We start from the raw sequence: 22,481 nt of genomic DNA on the forward strand, positions 1-22,481 counted from the left end.
GCCTACATGAAACCTGACCCAAGTACAAGCCAAGACATTTCATTTTCAGATTTTCAATCGCAGATTCTTCAAGATTATGAGACTGCTGTAACAAGTCGGGAATGTAGTTTAATGGGCAGGCGCGAAGTACTTTCAGGAAAAGCCAAATTTGGGATTTTTGGCGACGGAAAGGAGCTTCCGCAGCTGGCCATGGCAAGAGCTTTTCAGGATGGTGATTTTAGGAGCGGTTACTACCGTGACCAGACCTTTATGATGGCCCTAGGTTATCTAAATCCCAAAGATTTTTTTCACGGACTGTACGCCACCACCGACCTAGAAAAGGAACCCATGAGTGCCGGAAGACAAATGGGCGGACATTTTGTGACCCACAGCTTAAATGCGGATGGCTCTTGGAAGGACCTCACCAAACAGAAGAACAGCAGCGCCGATATTTCCTGCACCGCCGGTCAAATGCCACGATTGGTAGGGTTGGCACAGGCATCAAAAATATATAGGAACGTTAAAGGTATAGATCAAACCAATTTTTCCAATAATGGAAATGAAGTGGCTTGGGGCACCATTGGAAATGCAAGCACCAGCGAAGGGCACTTTTTTGAGGCCCTTAACGCCGCCGGCGTAATGCAGGTACCCATGGTCATTTGCATTTGGGATGATGATTACGGAATCTCGGTACCTTCTAAATACCATACCACAAAAGGAGATATTTCAGAAGCTCTAAAAGGATTTCAACGTGATGATGAACAAGAAGGTTTTGAGATTTTAAAAATAAAAGGCTGGGATTACACCGGTCTTATCCACGCCTTTGAAAATGCTTCGGACATTGCTAGGGAGAATCATGTTCCTGTATTAATCCATGTTACGGAACTTACCCAACCCCAAGGACATTCAACCTCAGGGTCCCATGAACGGTACAAGTCACCCGAGCGTTTGGAATGGGAACGGGAAAACGACTGCAACAAACGATTCAGGGAATGGATTCTGGAAAATGGCATCAGTACCGAAGAGGAACTCAAGAAATTGGAGCGCGAAATCAAGCACAAAGTACGTTCTGCGAAAAAAGAAGCCTGGACGGAGTTCTTGAAGCCCCATCTTCAAGCTAAAAAGCAGCTTGAGCAATTGTTGGACAACGTTGCAGGTAAGAGCTCCAATCGCTCTTTTATTACAAAAATCAAGAACGACCTTATTGCCATTGAAGAACCTTTAAAAAAGGATTTGGCTTCCAAATCCCGAAGCGCACTGCGATATCTCTTGGGAGAATCAAGCCCAGAAAAACAACAACTTCAGCAATGGGTCAATACGTTTTTGGACACCACCCAACCAAAATATAGTTCTCACCTATATAGTGAATTGCCCAACAAAGCCACAAAGGTAGCGGCGGTTTCGCCTACCTATCCAGAGAATTTGGAAGAAGTGGATGGCCGAATCATCCTTCGCGATAATTTCGACGCGCTTTTCTCCAAATATCCAGAAGCTTTGGTTTTTGGAGAAGATACTGGAAATATTGGTGATGTAAACCAAGGCTTGGAAGGACTTCAGAAAAAATACGGCGAATTGCGGGTGGCCGATACTGGAATTCGGGAAACCACGATTATCGGACAAGGAATTGGGCTCGCGTTAAGAGGTTTACGCCCAATTGCTGAGATTCAATATTTGGATTACATCCTTTACACCATTCAAACCTTAAGTGACGATTTGGCTTCCTTAATGTATCGAACCGTTGGGAAGCAAAAAGCACCACTTATTGTTCGTACACGAGGCCATCGATTGGAGGGGATTTGGCATTCAGGATCTCCCATGTCTGGATTGATCAGTCTTTTGAGAGGCATGTATATCTTGGCCCCCAGAAATATGACACAGGCGGCTGGTTTTTACAATACCTTGATGAAAAGTGATGAACCGGCCATAGTCATTGAAAGCCTCAACGGGTATCGGCTTAAAGAGAAAAAACCTGCCAATCTGGGAGAGTTCTGTACTCCTATTGGAAAGGTAGAAACCCTAAAAAAGGGTACGGACATTACCATACTCTCCTATGGTTCTACACTACGGATTGTGGAAAAGGTGGCCCAAGACCTTTTGGAAGTGGGAATTGATGTGGAAGTTATCGACGCACAATCGCTTTTGCCCTTCGATTTGGACCATGACGTAGTAAAAAGTCTAAAAAAGACAAACCGACTCTTGATTGTGGACGAGGATGTTCCCGGAGGGTGTTCTGCCTATTTGCTGCAGGAAATCATTGAAAACCAAAAAGGGTACCGCTATCTGGACAGTGCTCCGCAAACACTGACGGCAAAGGCACATAGACCTGCCTATGCTTCGGATGGTGATTATTTTTCCAAGCCCAATGCCGAGGATATTTTTGAAAAAGTGTATGAAATCATGCACGAAGCGGACCCAAACTCCTATCCCGCCCTCAGGTAATTGAATTTCAACGAAAATATCAATTGAGACCTATATTTGGTCAATTATTATTGCGTCGATTACGTCATAATTCATACTTTCACGTGAATTAAAAATTCCCTCGATGAAAAATAATGCTTTAGTCCACTTGGGATTGGCCATACTTCGGATAGTGCCTTCTGTGTTTATGATCACCCATGGATACCCAAAACTTCTTAACCTTATCAATGGAAATACCGAGTTTGCCAACCCTTTTGGCATCGGTCAGGCTCCTACCCTTTTTTTAACTGTTATCGCTGAATTTCTGTGCCCTGTTTTAATGATTATAGGTTTTAAAACAAGATGGGCTGCCATTCCAACCGCTTTTACCATGTTCGTCGCTGCTTTTGTAATTCATGGTGCGGACCCTTTCGGCACTAAGGAAAAAGCTTTGCTTTTTTTCGTGGTTTTCTTAGTCGTTTTCTTGTTAGGACCCGGTAAATACAGTGTGGACAAAAGGTAACACTAGATTATTTCTGTAAGCAACTCTTTGAGCAGTTCAGACTGGGCCATGTTATTGGCTCCTACCCCTTTGCTTTTCAAATCCAGCTCCCTTAAACTTGAAATAATACCACTGACCCGCTTCATGGGATAGTTTCTTGCCGCTACAGTGTACTCCTTCACAAAATAAGGGTTTACCCCCAACACCTTGGCAACATTTCCGGGAGAATGATCTTTTAATCCATGGTATTGTAATAACTGTGTGAAGAAGGTGTTCAGCAAAGTTACCGTGACCACGAACGGATTGTCCTTCGGATTTTGGGCAAAATAATCTATGATTCGGGCAGCCTTACCCACATTTCGCTCCCCAATGGCTTTTTTCAACTCAAAATTGTTGAAATCCTTACTTATACCAATGTGCTGCTCTATCAATTCCGGGGTAATCTCGGTGGATGGAGAGACCACCAAAGTCAATTTATTAAGTTCGTTGTTAATCTTGCCCAAATCGGTTCCCAAAAACTCAACAAGCAAAATACAGGCTTTGGGTGAAATCTTATAATTTTTAGTGCTCAATGTTCTCCGAATCCACTCGGCAACCTGATTTTCATACAGTTTTTTGCTCTCAAAAAGTTCCCCATTCTTTTGAACGGCTTTGTACAACTTTTTGCGCTTATCCAGTTTCTTGTATTTATAGCAAATAACCAAAACCGTGGTCGGCTGTGGATGCTCTACATAAGCCGTAAGGTTTTCAATGGTTCGGGAAAGGTCTTGCGCCTCTTTTACAATGACCACTTGGTGGTCGGCCATCATAGGAAATCGTTTGGCATTGGAAATTACTTCGTCCACAGAAGTGTCGCGACCATAAAGCACCATTTGATTGAACCCTTTTTCATCCTCGGATAGTACATTATCTGCAATATATTGCGAGATTTTATCAATATAGTAGGGTTCCTCTCCCATCAAAAAATAGATGGGTTTTGGTTTACCGGCATCAATTTCTGCAACTATTTCCTTTACCTTGTCCATTCCGAAAAAATTTCATCAATTTTGTCCAATGCAACCCTTGAACTTTCCTGCGTATTCGTTCCGAATCAAAAATAGCCAAAATAGGCACTACATTTTTGATGGCATCCGCAAAAAATTTGTTTTGCTTCAGCCTGAAGAATGGGTACGTCAGCATGTGGTTCATTTTCTGACCTTCACAAAAAATTATCCAAAGAGCCTCATCAACGTGGAAAAACAATTGCTGGTGAATAAAATGAAAAAGCGATATGATATTGTGGTTTTCAATCCTGATGGCTCTATTTTCCTTTTGGTGGAGTGCAAAGCTCCCGAAGTGAAGATTGACCAAACAACGTTTGATCAGATTGCACGCTACAACTACCAACTAAAATCCGAGTATTTAATGGTAACCAATGGCATGGAACATTATTACTGCCAAATGGACCATGAAAATGAAAAATATACGTTTTTGAAGGATATTCCTGATTTTAGCTGTTAATTTGCCCTCGTTTTGAAAATCGCCGTAGTCATACTCAACTGGAACGGGGAACCCTTGCTAAAACAGTTCCTTCCCTCGGTCATGGCCCACTCTACAGGAGCGGACATCTATGTGGTGGACAATGCCAGTACCGATGGTTCTGTTGCATTTTTGAAAAAAGAATATCCAACGATTGGAATTGTCCAAAATTCAGAAAATGGTGGTTTTGCCAAAGGGTACAATGATGGCCTAAAACACATTGAGGCCGATATTTATTGCCTTTTGAATTCTGATGTGGAAGTCTCCCAAAATTGGTTGGAGCCCATTCGCGAAGCATTCAGCAACTTTCCCGAAGCGGCCATCATCCAACCTAAAATATTGGATTTAAAAAACAGAGAATACTTTGAATATGCCGGGGCAGCAGGTGGCTTCATTGACATGTTGGGTTATCCTTTTTGTAGGGGCCGGATATTTCAGGCTTTGGAAAAGGATGAAGGTCAATACAATGACACCACCGAAATTTTTTGGGCCACAGGAGCCTGCATGTTCATTAAGAGTAAAGTCTTTAATGCCCTTGGAGGGTTTGATGAGGATTATTTTGCCCACCAAGAAGAGATTGACCTTTGTTGGAGGGCAAAGAATGCCGGGCACAAAGTCCTTTACGTTGGCAAAAGCCATATCTACCATTTGGGGGGATCCACCCTGAGCAACATGAACCCCAAAAAGACCTTCCTTAATTTTAGGAACTCATTATACTCCATCACCAAAAATCTACCAAAACGAAAAGCATTTCCCATTATCTTCATGCGCTTGCTACTGGATGGCATCGCGGCCATGCGTTTTGTTTTTCAATTGAAGTTTGCGCATTGTTGGGCCATTTTACGTGCTCATATCAGTTTTTATGGTAACTTTAGGAAACTTTACAAGAAGCGGGAAAAAGCTAATTTTATATTAAAGTACTATACCACGACATCCATAGTCTGGTCGCATTTCGTAAATCAAGTAAAGAATTTTAACATTTTAGTAAAAGATTAACTATACCGAAATATGGACGTTTTGCTTTTTATCTAATTTTGGTTGAAATTTTAACATTGATATATCTAACAATCCTTAAATTATACACTGAACTATGAAAAAAGTTTTTCTAGGAACATTGGCGATGGCAATTTTATTATCATCATGCGTATCCCAAAAAAAATACGCTGAGCTTGAAGCCAAACAGAAAGAAACCCAAGATTTATTGAATTCTGCAACCGTTAAGCTTAATGACTGCTTGGAGGAAAAAGCTACTGCAGATTCAAGACTGAAAACCCTCGAAGATCAAAACGCATTTTTGAAAGCCAACAACCAAGAGCTCATCAACAACATGGGCAACTTGACCACGCTTACCACCAAAGGTGCCGAGAATCTTGAAAAGTCTTTGGAAAGTCTTCGTGAAAAAGACCTTACCATTAGAAAACTACAAGATGCGGTTACCCGAAGAGACTCTGTAAACCTTGCTTTGGTACAGAGCTTAAAAGGTGTTTTGGGCAACTTGGATGATGAAGATATTGAAATCAGCGTTGAAAAAGGTGTGGTATTTGTATCCATCTCAGACAAATTGTTGTTTAGAAGCGGAAGCTACAATGTAACCAATGCAGCTAAAGAAGTATTGGGCAAAGTGGCCAAAGTGGTCAACAACAAGCCTGATTTTGAATTTATGGTTGAAGGTCATACCGATAATGTACCTTACCGAAGTGGCGTTCTATTGGACAACTGGGATTTGAGTGCCAAAAGAGCAACATCCGTTGTGCGAATCCTTCAAAACGATTTTGGTGTAGATCCTGCTAGAATGACAGCTGCCGGACGTAGCTACTACGTACCACTTGTAAGTAATGACACTTCTGCTGACAGAGCCAAAAACAGAAGAACCCGTATTGTGGTACTTCCAAAAATTGATCAGTTCTACAGCATGATTGAAGAAGGTATGAAAGACCCTGCCATTAGCGGAGGTCAATAAGACCAGATAAAATAAATTGAAAAGCGGCCTTTTGGGCCGCTTTTTTTATGTTAGAATATTTCCAGACTTCCCTTTCCTTCCCGAACCACCTCGGGAATACCTTCCGATAAGTCAATTACCGTTGAAGCTACATTGTCCCCATATCCACCATCTATCACAACATCAACCAGATTTTGCCATTTTTCAAAAATAAGTTCTGGGTCTGTGGTGTATTCCAAAATATCATCCTCATCATGTATAGAGGTTGAAACAATGGGATTGCCCAACTCCGTGACCAAGGCTCTGGCTATGTTATTGTCCGGCACTCGTATCCCTACGGTCTTTTTCTTTTTAAAATCTTTGGGAAGATTGTTGTTTCCCGGCAAAATGAATGTGTATGGTCCCGGTAATGCCCGTTTTAAAATCTTAAACGTGGAAGAATCAATCTGCCGCACATAATCGGACAAGTTGCTCAAATCAGCACAAACAAAAGACCAGTTGGCCTTATCCAACTTTACTCCTTTTATTCTCGCAATGCGCTGCAAAGCCTTGGAATTGGTAATATCGCATCCAAGACCATATACCGTATCCGTAGGATAAATGACAAGACCGCCTTTCCGAAGCACATTGCCGATCTTTTCAATTTGCCTCGGATTTGGGTTTTCCTCATAAAGTTTTATGAACTCAGCCATACTATTTTACCTATACCCTACAAATTAAAGAAGTTTAGAGGCACGTTGCATGATATAAATCAACAGAATGTGTTAAAAATGTCTTGTTGAGCCAACCTCTGCGTATTGGGGCATCTACTATATATCAATTCAAAGGGGGTATTCATGCATTTGTATTGTTCCCGTTTAACTTTAATCCACAGCTTTGTGCAACTATCATTCAATTTTACGATGAGACCGTATTATCAAAAATTTTTTGCCATGCTTTTGTTGTTTCAAGTTTTTTTGAACTGCACGCTCCATGAAGGTCAACAGAACAATCAAAATGAAGACCTAAGCAGTGGCAAAGCTCTTGTTGACCATTTAGATGATTTATTTACATCATTGGAAAACAAAAATGCCAGTGACAGGGACTTTCAAGAATTGGTTGTGGCCATCAATGAAAACATTAGGCAATCCATTGAACACAATGTAACCAACCCAAAATTTTTGAAGGAAATCCAAACCTACTTCCCGCGTAAAAAGCATAATTTTTTATTTCTTCTTTCAGAGGACGAAAAATTTGGAGTCTTCTCTTGGTCCACGCGAAAGAAAGAGTTTCCCATCAAAAACATCGCATTTTATGAAAGTGGAAACGGGTTTGCACCCTCATCCCTGTATGGCAATCCGATGGTATATGACCAATTGGATATGATTCATGACAGTTCTTCGGGTATGTCTACTTATATTCTTGGTGGATTGAAGGACAGCACAGCCACCGCGCACCAGTATTATTTGAGTGCCTACATCATCAGACAAGATGGTATTGAGGAGTCCCCTATTTTTCCAGGTGGTGAAAGTTACATCACAATACGCTGTGCCGAAAATAACCTTGAAACCTGTTTGGCCATTGAAAAGGACAAATCTCTTCCCAAGACCATGTATACTGCCATTGCGAAACAATCTTTAACTTCTGAGGATGGAGAGTATATTTTTGACTGATTTTTATTCCGAAAGGATTTTTTCTTCTTTCATGCTATTCCCATAAACACCAATATCGTCCACAACCACTATACCTAGGGAATCTTTATCAAATACCAGACTGATGGTTTTCAGCCTGCTAACATCCAGACTATTGTTCTTGTGTAAAACTGATGCAATCGGCACATAACAGCTCTTCATCTGCACTTCCCAGGCGCTACCTATCATCTCCTTATCCAAAAACTTGAATTTGGTGAACTTACTTCGGATGGGTACAGGTAAAATAGTGGTGCTGGCCAAGTCAACAGAGGCCGTGTTGCCCAAACTATCTTTAAAAACCACACTAAAGTTGAACCCCATTCCTGAAAAATCCTTTTCTTTTTCTTTAAGGTCCAATTCTGAAATATTTCCAACACCAATAGATAATGCCAGTGTATCCATGGTACCAAAATCCTTTAAAGTGTCCGGTATGTGGATATGGTATTGCGGTAATGAATCTTTGGTAGCCTTACTTCCATACTTCCAACCCAAGACCAATGCATTGTTTTGTCGCTTTTCATTATCCCGAGACAAAAGTCCCTCTTCGCGCCATATTTTAAAATTCTCGGCACTTAGCTGTATATTTTCTTTTCCTGTAGTCACATCGATGTCATCTTCAAAATCCAACAATATTTTTTTGGAAGCGTCTGCATATTGACTCAAATAGGTTTCTCCGGGAAGCCAATCCTTTACCCCATCCACACTTTTGAAAACGTTTAGATATTTGTTGTTGTCCTTCAATACCGTTTCCACAAAGGCACTGACATAGACCTTGGCCATCTGGCGCTGGTCCTCACCAGAAACCAGCGGTTTTAGGTTCAACAACCACTTCATAGGCGCCCCAAAATCTGAACGGCCCCAAGTGGAATTGAACTGCCCGTGGTTTGCGTGGTTCATGTACACTCCCGCCTTAAATCCTTTGAAGTCATCCGAAAACTGCAATCTATGGTAAGGACGCATACCCCAGAAACTGACCTCATCCGAATCGTAGGCACCTTGCAGAGACAAGTAATTGATGTTTTTTAAGGTGATTTCCCGCTCATACCGATAATCCGTTGGGGCAACTGTGATGATTCCCTTTATTCCAAAACCAAAATTGAAGGTTTCCTGTGCATTATCCGGAAATCGTTCCAATTCATTATAAGCTGCTGCAATGGAAACGGCCTCACCTCCCCTGGAATGTCCGACCAAAACAATATGGTCCATATCCACCTTTCCAGCCAAATCAGAATTGCCCCCATCATTCCAATTTTTCCATTGCTCCAAGTGCTTCAACAAAAGCCAACCTCTTGCCGGCATTTCTTTGCCCCTAAAATCACCGGACCAATGTGCATTGATGAAATTCTCGTCCACAGATACGGCTATAGCGCCCCTACTCGCCAACAATTCCCCGAGATAGGCATAGCCCGCATCGGAATAATCAATCATACTATGGTTTCCGTGCACCATAAGCACCAATGGAAAAGGACCATCGCCTTTGGGCATGTACACTCGTCCGTTCAATGGAAAGTTTTCTACCCCAAAACCCCAGAATTTTTCACGCCATTTTTTCTTTTTGCCCTTCCAATCGGGCAATATTCGGGAAGCGTCGACCGTCGGAGTTTTTATCTTGACTCCTTCGGTATATTCAGGTCTTTTTTCATCAGTTCCGCTTCCATAGGTGAACGTTTCAACCTGAAAAAGACCCTTTTGAGAGGGATCTTCAATTCCCATTTCTGAAAGCATGGTACTATTTCTATTGGTCTCCGGTTTTGTTTTCGTATTCAGATACGGGTCACCATCCAAACTATTGAATCCATAAAGGCCCAATACCACAATGACCAATGAAGCGATAATCATGACCCAACCAGTCTTGCCATTCTTCTTGCTCTTGACTTTTTTAAAACCCAAAATAAGAAGCACAAAACACATAAAGACCCATAAAGCCAGAAGATAGAACAACAATGTAGGCCAACGGAAAGCAAAGTTTTTTAAAATAACCAAGGCCAGCAAACCACTTAAAAACGTGGTCAGAAATCCAATAGAAATCGTTTTGAACACCGGTTTGGCCAATGAAATAAGGAGTTTTAAGCTGACCAACAGTACTATTCCGATGATAATGCCCAATACCATTCCGATCATGGGAGGAAATCCCATTTCAAAATGAAAACCTGCAATTCCAAAAAGCAGTACAATCAGTAAAGTGGTGGCCAGAAAAATGGGGTCGGAGAATAATTTTTTCATAGGGGGTTTGGTATGGTATTCAAAAACATAAACGGTTCTGAATTTAAACATTTTTTCAGCCCTACTGTCTGTTAGGTGGACTATTTTATGTCATCACTAATCCGAAGCAAGTTTGATCATGGGAATATATTTCAAACCCAACCAAAATTGGTTTATGTATTATCTATGACCTCTAACTTGGCAAAACGGAGCAACAGTTTTTTCATACCGCCTTGCTCAAAATGGATTTCAGCTTTCTTGTCATTTCCTACACCTTCAATCTTGAGCACCTTGCCCCTACCAAAACGGGTATGGTTCACCAATACCCCTTCCGATAAGTTGGAATCGATAATATTATTGTTAGTGGTTGATGTGGAAAGTTCAGGTTTCAGCTTTCGCAACTTTCGCAATTGCTGTTCATTAGGCCTATGGGTGCTGGGTGGGGTTCCACTCTTTGGCTTAATCTGCCGAAGCTTGCTTTTGTCCACTTCTCCAAAAATATCGGCATTGATCATAGATTTATAGCGATACCCATCATTTAATGGAGTAAGGTTTTCCACATATTGCTCATCGATTTCCTCCAAAAACCGACTAGGCTCTGCATCAATAAGTTTTCCCCATCGATAACGGTTTTGGGTATAGGTGAGAGTGGCCTGCTTCTCTGCCCGGGTCAGGGCCACGTAGAACAATCGACGTTCTTCTTCCAGTTCACTTCGGGTATTCATGCTCATTGCTGATGGAAAAAGGTCTTCCTCCATCCCAACCACATATACATACGGAAACTCCAATCCTTTGGCCAAGTGGATGGTCATTAAAGCTACTCGGTCATCATCCCCTACTTCCTTGTCCATGTCGGTGGCCAAGGCCACATCTTCCAAGAATTCGGTCAGGCTTCCCGTAGCATCGGCCAATTCTTTCTGACCTTCCACAAAATCCTTGATTCCGTTCAAGAGTTCCTCAATGTTCTCCATTCGGGCGATACCCTCTGGAGTCCCATCCTTTTTAAACTCCAACAACAATCCTGTTTTTTTGGCCACATGCTCTGCCAAGGTAAAGGCATCAGCTCCTTCATTCATGATTTGGAAACTCTTGATCATGGTCACAAAGTCCCCAAGCTTGCGTTTCGTTCCGGCATTGATGTTCAGGTTAAGCTTGGCCAAGTGCTCCATTACCTCAAAAATGGACCGTCCATAATGATTTGCTGCTACGACAAGTCGGTCTATGGTGGTTTGACCAATACCCCGTGCCGGAAAATTGATGACCCGCTTTAGTGCTTCTTCATCCTTTGGGTTGACGATCAACCGCAAATAGGCCAATACGTCCTTGATTTCTTTACGTTGATAAAAAGAAAGTCCTCCGTAAATGCGATACGGAATATCCCGTTTTCTGAGCGCATCTTCAATGGATCGGGACTGTGAGTTGGTCCGATACAACACCGCAAAATCACCGTTTTGCAGCTGTTGTTGCATTTTGGTCTCAAAAATGGAGCTGGACACATATCTACCCTCTTCTGCATCGGTTGGGCTTCTGTGTATTTTTATTTTATGCCCTTCATCGTTGGAGGTCCAGACCACTTTTTCCAACTGGTCGCGGTTTTTAGCGATGATGGAGTTGGCCGCTTTGACGATATTTTGGGTGGACCGATAATTTTGTTCCAATCGGTATACGGCCACATCGTCATAATCCCGTTGAAAGTTGAGAATGTTAGTGATGTTGGCCCCTCGGAAGGAATAAATACTTTGCGCATCATCTCCCACAACACAAATATTCTGGTATCGGTCCGACAATGCTTTTACAATCAAATATTGGGAGTGATTGGTATCTTGGTACTCATCCACCAAAATATACCGGAACCTATCCTGGTATTTCATCAAAACCTCTGGAAAACGGGTCAATAGCTCATTGGTGCGCAGCAGAAGGTCATCGAAATCCATGGCGCCAGCCTTAAAGCAACGATCTACATAATTCTTGTAAATCTCTCCCATTCTGGGTCGTTTGGCCATGGCGTCAGCTTCCACCAATTCAGGATTCTGGAAATAGGCCTTGACCGTGATCAAACTATTCTTGTAGGATGAAATTCGGTTCTGAATCTGTTTGTATTTATATATATCCTTGTCCAATCCCATCTCTTTGATGATGGCCGCAATCAAACGTTGGGAGTCTTGGGTGTCATAAATGGTAAAGTTGCTGGGGAATCCCAATTTATCACCGTCATAGCGCAACAACTTGGCAAATACCGAGTGAAAAGTCCCCATCCAAAGGTTCTTCGCCTCCGAATCCCCAACAATGGAAGCAATCCGCTTTTTCATTTCACGGGCGGCTTTGTTGGTAAAGGTCAAGGCCAAGATATTGAACGAATCCACCCCTTGGTTCATCAAGTGGGCAATACGGTATGTTAGAACCCGGGTCTTCCCGGAACCGGCACCCGCTATCACCATCAAAGGCCCATCCTTGTGCAATACAGGGGCTCGTTGCGCATCATTCAATTCATCCAAAAAAGTACTCAAAGGCTCGGATTTTTAAAAAGTAAGTGTGAAATTAGCCAATAATGACCTTATGCTAAAATCAAGCTGTCAATATTTATAAACACGGAGGTGTTTTGATTTGAATTGAATATATTTAAGGCCATAACCCTTTTTATTGATGATGTACAACCGTTTCCCCATCTTGATATGTGCGTTTTTCAGTCTTTTTGCACTGTCCCAAGAAAAAAAAGCAGGTCCAATCATCGAAAAATACGGTGAAGTATTCACCGTGGATGCCCCAGACTTTAAAACCAATGTCAACGAGGAGTTTAAGGTGGTTTTTGATGTAGCCATCGGTCCGGAATCCCATGAAGAAATCAACAAACGGATTGAAACCGCTGCCCGTTTTTTAAACATGCATGCCCAAAATGGCGTGCCAGCTTCCCAATTAAAGGCTGCTCTGATTATACATGGAACGGCCACGACCAATATTATGAACAATGAGGCCCATGAAAAACGGTTTGGTGTACCCAATCCCAATGCTGATCTATTACAAAGCCTTATGGATAATGGGGTTGAAATCATCCTTTGTGGACAATCCTCAAAATCCAGAAATGTTCCCAAGGAAGACCTTATTTCCGGAGAAAAAATTGCCCTTTCGGCCATGACAGCACTGATTCAATTACAAAATGACGGATACCGTCTTATTAAATTATAACTAACTCAACATTATGAAGAAAATTTTAGCCCTTACATTTTTAATTACAGGTGTTGCCGCCTTTGCGCAAGACTTGGGAAAAGATATTGCCGCAGTTGAATCCAAAGTGGTTGAATGGAGACGTGACATCCATGAACATCCCGAACTCAGTAACCGTGAATTCAAAACCGCCGAAAAAATTGCAACCCACCTGAAATCTTTGGGCATTGAAATTCAAACTGGGGTGGCTCATACAGGAGTGGTTGGCATTTTAAAAGGCAACAAACCGGGAAAAGTAGTTGGCCTACGAGCCGATATTGACGCCCTTCCCGTAACCGAACGCAATGATTTGCCTTTCAAATCAACCGTTACCTCCGAATTTTTAGGAAAAGAAGTCGGGGTGATGCATGCCTGCGGACATGATACCCATACTGCTATTTTAATGGGTGTGGCCGAAGTGCTTGCCAAGAACAAGGATAAAATCAAAGGAACCGTAAAATTCATTTTCCAGCCTGCTGAAGAAGGGGCACCTCCGGGAGAGGAAGGTGGAGCCAAATTAATGGTGAAGGAAGGCGCACTTACCAATCCCGATGTTGACGCCATTTTTGGGCTTCACATCAATTCACAAACACCTATAAACACCATCAAGTATAAACCAGGCGGAGCTATGGCATCCGCTCAACGCTTTGTAATCAATGTAAAGGGAAAGCAAACCCACGGCTCCCAGCCATGGGCAGGCGTTGACCCCATTTTGATCAGTGCCAAGATCATCAATGGGCTTCAGACCATCATCAGTCGAGAAACTGAGTTGACCAATGAAGCGGCCGTTATTTCCGTAGGAAAGATTACCAGTGGGGTTCGTTTTAACATCATCCCTGAAAGTGCAGAAATGATTGGGACCATCCGAACTTTGGATTACGACATGCAGAAAAAGCTGAACGACCGTATGATGGAAATGGTTCCTGCCATTGCCAAAGCCTATGGTGGTGATGCAGATATTGAAATCACTACTTCCACTGCGATTACGTTCAACGATTTGGATTTGACCGCTAAGATGGCTCCCAGTTTAGAAAAGGCGGCTGGCAAGGATAATGTATCTGTCACTAAAGCAATCACTGGTGCCGAGGATTTTAGCTATTTCCAGGAAAAAGTACCCGGACTCTTCTTTATTTTGGGAGGAATGGCGCCAGGTACCACAGAATCATTTCCGCACCACACGCCAGACTTTAAAATTGATGATAGTGGACTGTTGTTGGGCGTGAAAGCGATGACGCAACTTACTTTGGATTATTTGAACATGTAAATGGATTCCATTTTAGATTTTTTGAGTGACATTCCTTGGTGGGGGTGGCTACTGAGCTTTCTTTTGATAGTTGCCATTCGGGATATCTTTTTCCAAAAGGCGCACACCATAAGTCATAATTTTCCCATTGTGGGGCATTTGCGGTATTGGCTGGAAAGCATAGGACCGGAAATGCGGCAATACTTTGTCGCCAACAATCGCGAAGAGTTGCCGTTCAACCGGATTGAACGCAGTTGGATTTATGCATCAGCCAAAAAAGAAAATAATTACGAGGGCTTTGGAACAGAACGGGATATCTATAAGCATCAGCACATTTTTGTAAAAAATGCCATGATTGCCTATCAAATGCCAGAAGGTCACCCGAACAGCAAAGACCCTTATTTTATACCCTGCGCCAAGGTGATTGGAGCTTATAACAAGAGGAAAAAGCCCTATCGTCCGGCTTCCATCATCAATGTGTCAGCGATGAGCTTTGGTTCCTTGTCCGCTGCCGCCGTGGAATCCCTGAACAGTGGGGTGCAAAAATGTGGTGCTTATCACAACACGGGTGAAGGAGGCCTCTCTCCTTATCACAAGCAAGGTGGCGATGTTATTTTTCACTTTGGGACAGGTTATTTTGGGGTGCGTACCCGGGATGGGAACTTCTCCATGGAAAAAATGAAAATCCTTGTGGATGAAAATCCCTGCATCAAAGCCATTGAAATAAAACTTTCTCAAGGGGCCAAACCCGGAAAAGGTGGTGTTTTGCCTGGAGCTAAAATCACCCACGAACTTGCAGAAATTAGAGGCGTTGAGGTTGGGAAGGACGTCATCTCCCCTCCCACCCATAAAGCGTTTAGCACTATTCCTGAGCTTTTGGAACTGATCGAAGCCATTGCCGAAGAAACGGGACTTCCAGTAGGCATTAAAGGAGCTATCGGGAAATTGGACCAATGGGAAGAAATGGCCAACCTCATGAAAAAAACAGGAAAGGGTCCGGATTTCATCACTATTGATGGTGGTGAAGGTGGCACAGGAGCAGCTCCGCCCAGTTTTGCAGACCATGTATCCCTGCCTTGGACCTATGGCTTTTCCTCGGTTTACAAAATTTTTAAAGACATGGGTTTAACGGAGCGTATTGTTTTTATCGGGAGTGGGAAATTAGGGTTCCCTGCCAAGGCGGCCATGGCCTTTTCCATGGGTGTTGACTGCATCAATGTGGCTCGGGAAGCCATGATGAGCATTGGGTGCATTCAGGCGCAGGTATGCCATACCAACCGATGCCCTTCAGGCGTGGCCACACAAAACAAATGGCTGCAGAAAGGCATCAATGTTCCGTTAAAGTCGGATCGGTTGGCCCAATATTTCAAGACCTTTCGTAAGGAATTTTTGGAAATCACCCATGCTGCGGGCTATGAACATCCTTGTCAATTTAAGATGAACGACATTCAAGTGAATGTGGATGATGATTATCTTAGTAGCGATTTGGAGGCCGTCTATGGCTACAAAAAAGCAGAGGTGCCTTTCACTTCCATGCAGGAACTTTATGAGTGTTCCCACCTAGGAGGTAAGTCAATTTGAAAAAAACATTATACTTTAGCTCCAAATTTGAACGTCCAAATAATACTACTTATGAGAAAAATACTACCCCTTATCCTCTTTCTTGCTGTTGCTACGTCGGCATTTGCACAACGAAAAAGCGACCTGATTGCTGAAATTGATGACTTAAAGTCCAAAATTTCTGAAGTAGAGCAGGAATTGGCCAAGGCCAAGCGTGAAATTTCTTCAAGCACTGCCAAAGCAGAAGCTTTAGAGGTTGAAAATGCAGGTTTGCGAGATGCCAATGCCACCTTGTTGGGGAATTTGAGCAATTTCTCCGAGTTGTCCAAGCAGAGTTCCAATAATGTGAACAGGGCCATGGAAGCCTTGGCTCGCAAGGAAAAACAATTGAGCGGTATAAACGATATGATCTCTGCCAATGACTCCACAGCCATTGTTTCGTTGACCCGCATTAAGCAGACCTTGGGTGAAAATGCCAACGTGAGTGTTGCTGAAGGTACCATTGTTATCTCCAGTAGTCTGAGTAACCTTTTTGGTTCGGATACTTCCTCTGAACTCACCGAAACCGGAAAAGCTTGGTTGACCAATGTATCCAAAGTCATTTTGGCCAATCCCAATTTTAAAACTGAAGTGGAGGGATTAAACATCACCGGAGAGTTTGGCCCCACCTTTGACCAAGTTGTTGCCGTTTCCAAAGAATTGGTTGGTGTTTTGGGCGTTCCCAGTGAAAAAATTGCCATCACTGCCAAGGATGGCAACTTTAAGGAAGGCGTAAATATCAAATTACAACCAGATTACAAGGGGTTTTATGCCCAAGCAAAGCAAAGTGTCAAGGCGATAAATTAAGTTAAATTATTTATTCGGGATTTTGAGATTCTATTTCTGAGGTGTCTATTTTACTTTTTCCAGTAACGGGGGTGTAATAGAAAATCATCTCCTTATAACCCTTTTCTTCAGTGGAGAGTGGAATTTTATTCAACCCCAACCATTCAACAGATTCATCGTAAGATTCTAAGTTGTCAAATTCAACGGCATAGGTTCGTTCCAATTCTAAATTCTCATTGTTAGCGTAATGGGCATCATTAATTTCGCTCACTAAATCCTCTGGCATTTCCAAAACTGGCATGGGGATGTTGTTATCGCCTGTTCCAAAAGCTCTGTAATTCCATGTCCAATATCTTAAGCTATTCAAGTCAGAAGTATCGTTACTCCTAAACTGGACCATATAATAATCCAAGTCATTGTTCTCCTCAATGAATATTTTATTGTTCTCAATACCAAAATTCAGCTCCCAATTGGGCATGGTAATATCCAAATTATTACCGAATAGGTATGCATAAAGTCCTTTTCCATCTATGAAATAGTTAATGGTATTCGAATATAACCCTAATCCTTCCACAACGGGAAGGTCCACATAATCCCTATAGGTGTCATTGGGTTCGTGAACCACAAAAATTTCGTGGTTGGTGTTTGAGGCCAAATCTGTTTCATTTTCAAATCCATATCTATTAAAAACAAAACTGCCCGGCATGTGGTCCGGTACTTGAAGCGCTATGTATTCATTTGCGGGCATTAAATCACTTTCATCAATGGTAATGACCGGCATGGATAATTCCGGTACAAATCGGTAATATCTATAGTTTTCTTTTTTTCCATCAAAAAGTTCTGGCAGCCCTCCAAGAAAATATGTTTTTAAATAGATGTAATCCGGGAAGTCATATTTAAAACCGACTATCTCCAAAAAACTTCCCCCTCCACTTTTATAAAGATCATATTCAGAACCTGACCCATTATAGAGTGGGTACCCTTCAACATTATCCTCTTCTAAATTAACCTCTACATCAACATAGTTTTGGAGGTTATATGTAGGGTAGTATTGCAATTCATTTCTAGTTTCCCCCAAATTGAACCGATACGTAGTATTTCTTAGGGCCCGATTCTGTCCTTCAATTCCCAAGATTTCATACTTGGCAATGGTATATAGTACATAGTCATCTGGAACGATTTCATCCGTATAGATTCTAGTGGACCCAATCTCTGCTTTTTGGGATTGCAATAGATTGCCATCAGAATCATTGAAGAAAGTCCAGATAGCCGTATATCTTTCATCCTCGTCAGGTGCCATGTTGAATTCCATTAAAAAGTGCTTTATCTCTATCTGAAAATCCTGTGTAGTAACATTTCCAAACTCATCTTCTGAAACAACCTGAATTTGAGCAATACCAACAGGAATGACATACGGATTCAATTGATAATTGAAGTGAAGCTCTGAAGTGGTGAAGATTTCCTCGTCATTGATCACAATTTTGGTCTCAACAGAAGATTCATCTGAAATTACAGCTTCAATATCCGTATAGATTTCAATAGGTCCATCTAAACCAGTTATGGTCAATGTAGGTGCTGTCTCATCCGTGATCTCGACTTCATCATCATCGATTGGCTCTTGCGTAACATCATCATCTGGCAGGTCTATTTGTCCATTTTCACTGTCACATGACATAATTAGGGCTACCAAAAAAAGTAACCAGAAAGATTTAAAATTCATTTTAATAGTTTAGCTCAGTAAGATATTGCCTACAATAAACAGATATTTTTTTAAATAGTAAACAAATTCCGTTGAAGCGTTCTGTTAATCTTATATGTTTGGTTTTTTATTTCACTTTAGCGAAAAATACTTTTTGCAGCTTTGGTTCGTTCTTGTTGTGTAAAATCAACAAAAACCAAACTATCTTATGAGTGGAGATGACATCCTTCAACTTTTTGCGTATTTAATGCCAGCCGTCGTGACTGGCGCCGTAGCCTTTTATTTTTTTAGACTGCACACCCGGAATGAAGATGGTCGCAGACGATTTCTTTTGCACAAAGACGCCCAAGCAGAGACACTTCCCGTTCGACTTCAAGCCTATGAGCGAATGGCTCTCTTTTTGGAACGTATTGCCATCAACAGTCTTGTGGTGAGGGTGGCTCCCAAAGGAAAAAACAAAAGGGATTACGAAAATTTGCTGATCAATCAAGTTGAAACGGAATTCGAGCACAATCTTTCCCAGCAGATTTACATGTCGGAAGAATGCTGGAACATCATTAAAGCAGCCAAAAATGCCACCATTCAGATTATTCGTTCCGCGGGCATGAGTGAAACGGATTCTCCAGATAAATTAAGGGAAGACATCCTTAACCAGACCATGGAGAAACAATCACCTTCCAATACCGCCCTCGCTTTTGTAAAAAAAGAAGTGAGCGAGCTTTGGGATTAGCGTCTATTCTTGATGCTCTGGGTCTATAGGGCTGGTCTCTTCATTTTTATTCTTAGCATAAAGGTAGCCTCTTTTCCACCATAAGGTCATACGTTCCTTGTTGAAAATCAAGGAGTTTGTGGTCAGCACTGTAGGGGTGTAATAGAAATTGATAATCGCGTCTTTTTGGTTGGCCACTAACTTGCCAATTCTAATGTTTTGGTTTTCAATCCGATCCAACATAAAGCTGAAAATGGTGGTAATCAAATCAAAAGGGTTTTTGGTGGACATGCGGTTCAAGTGGTTCACCTCGGTATGCAATACCACCACATCCACTTCGGTGGCGCCTCGATTAAGCGCTTCTTCAATAGGAACCAAAGTACCAAGTCCTCCATCGGCATACTCACAGCCATTCTTTTTTACCAAGCTCATAAAGGGCGTATAATTGGAGGAAATCCAAATCCAGTCACAGAATTCATCGTAGGTACAATCGTTGATGGATTTGTACTCCACTTGGTTCAAGGACAGATTGGATACCGTGACCACCACATCCATATCACTTCGTTTTAATTCCTCAAATTCCTCAACAGTGATGGATTGGCGGATGAGTTTACGTAGGTTTTCACTTTCCCCAAACGTTTTTTTCCCTCTGATAAAATTCTTTACAACGTTCCAGTGGTTGATGGCAATGATTTCAACCCCATGCTTTTTCTTGATTAAAAAGGGACAATTGTTGAAAATGCTTTCTTGATTTACCGAGGAATAAATTTCCTTGATCTTATCCAGTTTATTGAGTGCCAAATGGGATATTAATAGACTTCCGGTGGAGGTGCCCACAAAAATATCATACTTATGTCGGGCCTCCTGAATCAAAAACTGCGCAACACCACCTGCAAAAGCACCTTTGCTTCCACCTCCAGAAATGACCAATGCCCTCATTTGCCCAAAGTTTTATCCAAATATTGCTGTTCTTCTTGATTTAGCAAAGGATAAAGCGCCTTTAATCGAGCCATGCTGCCCTCACTCTTCAAAAATTCCTTTAAAATTTGGCGGGACGATTTTTTAAAATGCCAAACATGATGGCTACAGGCCTCGACCAAGTTTTTCAGTGAAGCATCGTTGAACCCTCCAATGCTCTTCAGATATTGAAACGCCAACAAACGAACTTCAAAGTGATATTCTGAACTGGTATAATTGCTCAATTCTTCAAAATAACTTGGCTTTAGGTCAGCATTGTACTCTGGGGTCACCAAGGCCAAGGTCAACCAAAGCAAGCGGATATTTTTATTGGAAAATCCGATAATACCATCGGTGTTGTCCAAATATTTCTTTCGGTTTTCCGGAAAATCCGTCCAAAGTTTGTACAATGCTGATTCCAAGGTGACATAGCTTTCATCCTCCAACAAAGTCTCAAAATTTAGTTGGATTTCTTGCGGTATTCTGTCCATAGATAATGCCACAGCTTGCCGTACTTTCAAGTTTTCGGTGTTCAGCATTTTGGAAATGATGGGAATGGAAAGCTTACTGCCATAATCCAAGACAAGATGATGCTTCAACTGCTCAGAGTGCAACATGCCCCATGTATCCTGCAAAATGCTCTCCGCGGATTCCAAATCCTCACCAATTTGGTTTTGTAACTCAAAATAGGTTTTAATGGATGGACTTTTTTCCATTAAAAAGGTTTTCACCGCTTCAAATGGAAATTCCGATTCTTGAAGCCAAGTTTCCTCAAAATTCGAAAGGTTCATTCCTGAGGTCTTTTCCATTTCCAGCATAAAATCGGAAATGGTGACATTTTTATAAGCATATTTGTTCAGGTAGTTCTTTATGGCATTTTTAAAGTTGATATCCCCCACTCTTTCCTTTAGCATAACCAAGGCCCAGGCCCCTTTTTCATAAAAAGTAAGACTTCCAGCACTTGAACTGGTCAGTGCCTCTCCATTACCGTCACCAGAAAAATTGTCCAATGCCTGTGCGGTTTCCAAAAGGTGCCAGTAGTAATAGTCATCCCCAAAAATGTCCTTCTCAGCCAAATAGGCATAGAAGGTGGCAAAACCTTCATGCAACCAATGGTGTTCCCCACTTTTCTCCGTAACCAAATTACCAAACCATTGGTGCGCCAACTCATGGGCATTGACATTTACATAGTTTTTGTCCTTAAACGCAATGGAATCCACCGCAAGGGTATTGGAAAAAATAGTGGCACCCGTATTTTCCATTCCCGCATACAAAAAATCTTGAACAGGAATTTGTTTGTAATTCTGCCAGGGATATCTAACGCCAATCTCCTTTTCCAAAAAGTCGAAAATATGTTGGGAGTATCGATAGGTGGGTTCAACTTTTAGGCTATCCTTGGGCTCGTAATACAGTTCTATGGGTACTCCAGAGGTAGAGTGAACGGTCTCCTTTTCAAAATTGCCGATGGCAAAAGCTACAAGGTAGCTGCTCATGGGTTTTTGCATATCAAACTGCCATAAAAAAGCCTTTGAATCAGGGAGTGTATCTTTCTTTACTAATTTACCATTTGAAACTACCTGATAATTCTCTCTTAAAATAAAATTCAAGTTGAACTGCACTTTTTCAGTCATGTCGTCAAAACTTGGTAACCAATGACTGGTATATTTCCCTTGGCCTTGCGTCCAAATTTGCTCATCACCCATGATGTTATCGTCCCAACCCAAAAAATAAACCGTTTGTGTAGGGTGGGCCGTATATCGCAGTTCTATGGAATGGGTATTTCCTTTTTTGAATTTTTCTGAAATAGAAACTGTTCTTCCTGTGCTCGTATAGGGTACACTTTTTTTGTCCAAAAGAACAGAAGAGAAATCTATGCCCTGGGCATTTAAAAAGATGGAATCCACGTCTTTGAGCACATCAAATGTATAAATGACCGATCCATTTATTTTCTTTTCCTGCGGAATTGGTTCGACAAAAACCTCTGCATGGGTAAAGTCCACCTTATCCTGAACCTGGGCGGAGAGCAACTGCGTGAGTAGAAAAAAAATAAGAAATGGGCTTCGCTTCATACCGTCATACT

The 22,481-nt window shown here is 41.9% G+C and carries 18 protein-coding genes; 11 read left to right on the plus strand and 7 right to left on the minus strand.

Translation table 11 applies throughout. The features are described from left to right. Positions 1 to 6: 6 nt before the first annotated feature. Both FG28_RS17495 and FG28_RS17500 read left to right on the plus strand, forming a co-directional pair. Positions 7 to 2,418, plus strand: a complete 2,412-nt coding sequence (locus FG28_RS17495) for a thiamine pyrophosphate-dependent enzyme (protein ID WP_036385198.1) — start codon at positions 7 to 9, stop codon at positions 2,416 to 2,418. Between the two features lie 103 nt (positions 2,419 to 2,521). Then, the gene (locus FG28_RS17500; protein WP_036385199.1) at positions 2,522 to 2,899 is read left to right on the plus strand and encodes a DoxX family protein; all 378 of its coding nucleotides are present in this window, start codon (positions 2,522 to 2,524) and stop codon (positions 2,897 to 2,899) included. 2 nt (positions 2,900 to 2,901) lie between these two features. Here the strand turns inward: FG28_RS17500 and holA are convergent, their stop codons facing one another. After that, complete coding sequence (gene holA, locus FG28_RS17505; protein ID WP_036385200.1) at positions 2,902 to 3,903, minus strand: DNA polymerase III subunit delta; 1,002 nt, start codon at positions 3,901 to 3,903, stop codon at positions 2,902 to 2,904. Between the two features lie 28 nt (positions 3,904 to 3,931). On the opposite strand from holA, the gene FG28_RS17510 reads away from it, so the two are divergent. The 3 genes from FG28_RS17510 to FG28_RS17520 all read left to right on the plus strand — a co-directional run bounded on the left by FG28_RS17510 (position 3,932) and on the right by FG28_RS17520 (position 6,356). Continuing rightward, positions 3,932 to 4,378, plus strand: a complete 447-nt coding sequence (locus FG28_RS17510; RefSeq protein ID WP_036385201.1) for a type I restriction enzyme HsdR N-terminal domain-containing protein — start codon at positions 3,932 to 3,934, stop codon at positions 4,376 to 4,378. Between the two features lie 12 nt (positions 4,379 to 4,390). Further along, a complete protein-coding gene (locus tag FG28_RS17515) occupies positions 4,391 to 5,392 on the plus strand; it encodes a glycosyltransferase family 2 protein (RefSeq protein ID WP_036385202.1) in 1,002 nt (333 codons plus the stop codon). 94 nt (positions 5,393 to 5,486) lie between these two features. Further along, complete coding sequence (locus tag FG28_RS17520) at positions 5,487 to 6,356, plus strand: OmpA family protein (RefSeq protein WP_036385203.1); 870 nt, start codon at positions 5,487 to 5,489, stop codon at positions 6,354 to 6,356. Between the two features lie 50 nt (positions 6,357 to 6,406). Here the strand turns inward: FG28_RS17520 and FG28_RS17525 are convergent, their stop codons facing one another. Further along, a complete protein-coding gene (locus tag FG28_RS17525; protein ID WP_036385204.1) occupies positions 6,407 to 7,027 on the minus strand; it encodes an L-threonylcarbamoyladenylate synthase in 621 nt (206 codons plus the stop codon). Between the two features lie 240 nt (positions 7,028 to 7,267). On the opposite strand from FG28_RS17525, the gene FG28_RS17530 reads away from it, so the two are divergent. After that, complete coding sequence (locus FG28_RS17530) at positions 7,268 to 7,987, plus strand: hypothetical protein (RefSeq protein ID WP_156102321.1); 720 nt, start codon at positions 7,268 to 7,270, stop codon at positions 7,985 to 7,987. Positions 7,988 to 7,990: 3 nt separating this feature from the next. Here the strand turns inward: FG28_RS17530 and FG28_RS17535 are convergent, their stop codons facing one another. Beyond that, complete coding sequence (locus tag FG28_RS17535; RefSeq protein ID WP_051947456.1) at positions 7,991 to 10,228, minus strand: MFS transporter; 2,238 nt, start codon at positions 10,226 to 10,228, stop codon at positions 7,991 to 7,993. Between the two features lie 152 nt (positions 10,229 to 10,380). Then, positions 10,381 to 12,714, minus strand: coding sequence for an ATP-dependent helicase (locus FG28_RS17540; protein WP_036385206.1), 2,334 nt, complete (start codon positions 12,712 to 12,714; stop codon positions 10,381 to 10,383). 136 nt (positions 12,715 to 12,850) lie between these two features. Between FG28_RS17540 and FG28_RS17545 the strand changes: the two genes are divergently transcribed. From FG28_RS17545 to FG28_RS17560, 4 genes are read left to right on the plus strand one after another with little or no spacing between them, the layout of a single operon-like run. Continuing rightward, a complete protein-coding gene (locus FG28_RS17545; protein ID WP_036385207.1) occupies positions 12,851 to 13,390 on the plus strand; it encodes a DsrE family protein in 540 nt (179 codons plus the stop codon). Between the two features lie 13 nt (positions 13,391 to 13,403). Continuing rightward, a complete protein-coding gene (locus tag FG28_RS17550) occupies positions 13,404 to 14,672 on the plus strand; it encodes an amidohydrolase (RefSeq protein ID WP_036385208.1) in 1,269 nt (422 codons plus the stop codon). Beyond that, positions 14,673 to 16,232, plus strand: a complete 1,560-nt coding sequence (locus FG28_RS17555) for an FMN-binding glutamate synthase family protein (protein WP_036385209.1) — start codon at positions 14,673 to 14,675, stop codon at positions 16,230 to 16,232. Positions 16,233 to 16,283: 51 nt separating this feature from the next. Further along, complete coding sequence (locus tag FG28_RS17560; protein ID WP_036385210.1) at positions 16,284 to 17,057, plus strand: hypothetical protein; 774 nt, start codon at positions 16,284 to 16,286, stop codon at positions 17,055 to 17,057. 10 nt (positions 17,058 to 17,067) lie between these two features. Here the strand turns inward: FG28_RS17560 and FG28_RS17565 are convergent, their stop codons facing one another. Continuing rightward, positions 17,068 to 18,756: a hypothetical protein gene (locus FG28_RS17565; protein ID WP_036385211.1), complete on the minus strand. Its 1,689-nt coding sequence runs from the start codon at positions 18,754 to 18,756 to the stop codon at positions 17,068 to 17,070. A gap of 187 nt (positions 18,757 to 18,943) precedes the next feature. On the opposite strand from FG28_RS17565, the gene FG28_RS17570 reads away from it, so the two are divergent. Beyond that, complete coding sequence (locus FG28_RS17570) at positions 18,944 to 19,465, plus strand: hypothetical protein (protein ID WP_036385212.1); 522 nt, start codon at positions 18,944 to 18,946, stop codon at positions 19,463 to 19,465. Between the two features lie 3 nt (positions 19,466 to 19,468). Here the strand turns inward: FG28_RS17570 and FG28_RS17575 are convergent, their stop codons facing one another. Together FG28_RS17575 and FG28_RS17580 are read right to left on the minus strand one after the other, a co-directional pair. Next, positions 19,469 to 20,383 carry a patatin family protein gene (locus FG28_RS17575; protein ID WP_036385213.1) on the minus strand — a complete coding sequence of 305 codons (915 nt, stop codon included), beginning with the start codon at positions 20,381 to 20,383 and terminating at the stop codon, positions 19,469 to 19,471. Continuing rightward, the gene (locus FG28_RS17580; RefSeq protein ID WP_036385215.1) at positions 20,380 to 22,470 is read right to left on the minus strand and encodes a M1 family metallopeptidase; all 2,091 of its coding nucleotides are present in this window, start codon (positions 22,468 to 22,470) and stop codon (positions 20,380 to 20,382) included. The genes FG28_RS17575 and FG28_RS17580 overlap by 4 nt, the downstream gene beginning before the upstream one ends. Positions 22,471 to 22,481: the final 11 nt, after the last annotated feature.

The organism is Muricauda sp. MAR_2010_75 (assembly GCF_000745185.1).
Taxonomy (GTDB): domain Bacteria; phylum Bacteroidota; class Bacteroidia; order Flavobacteriales; family Flavobacteriaceae; genus Flagellimonas.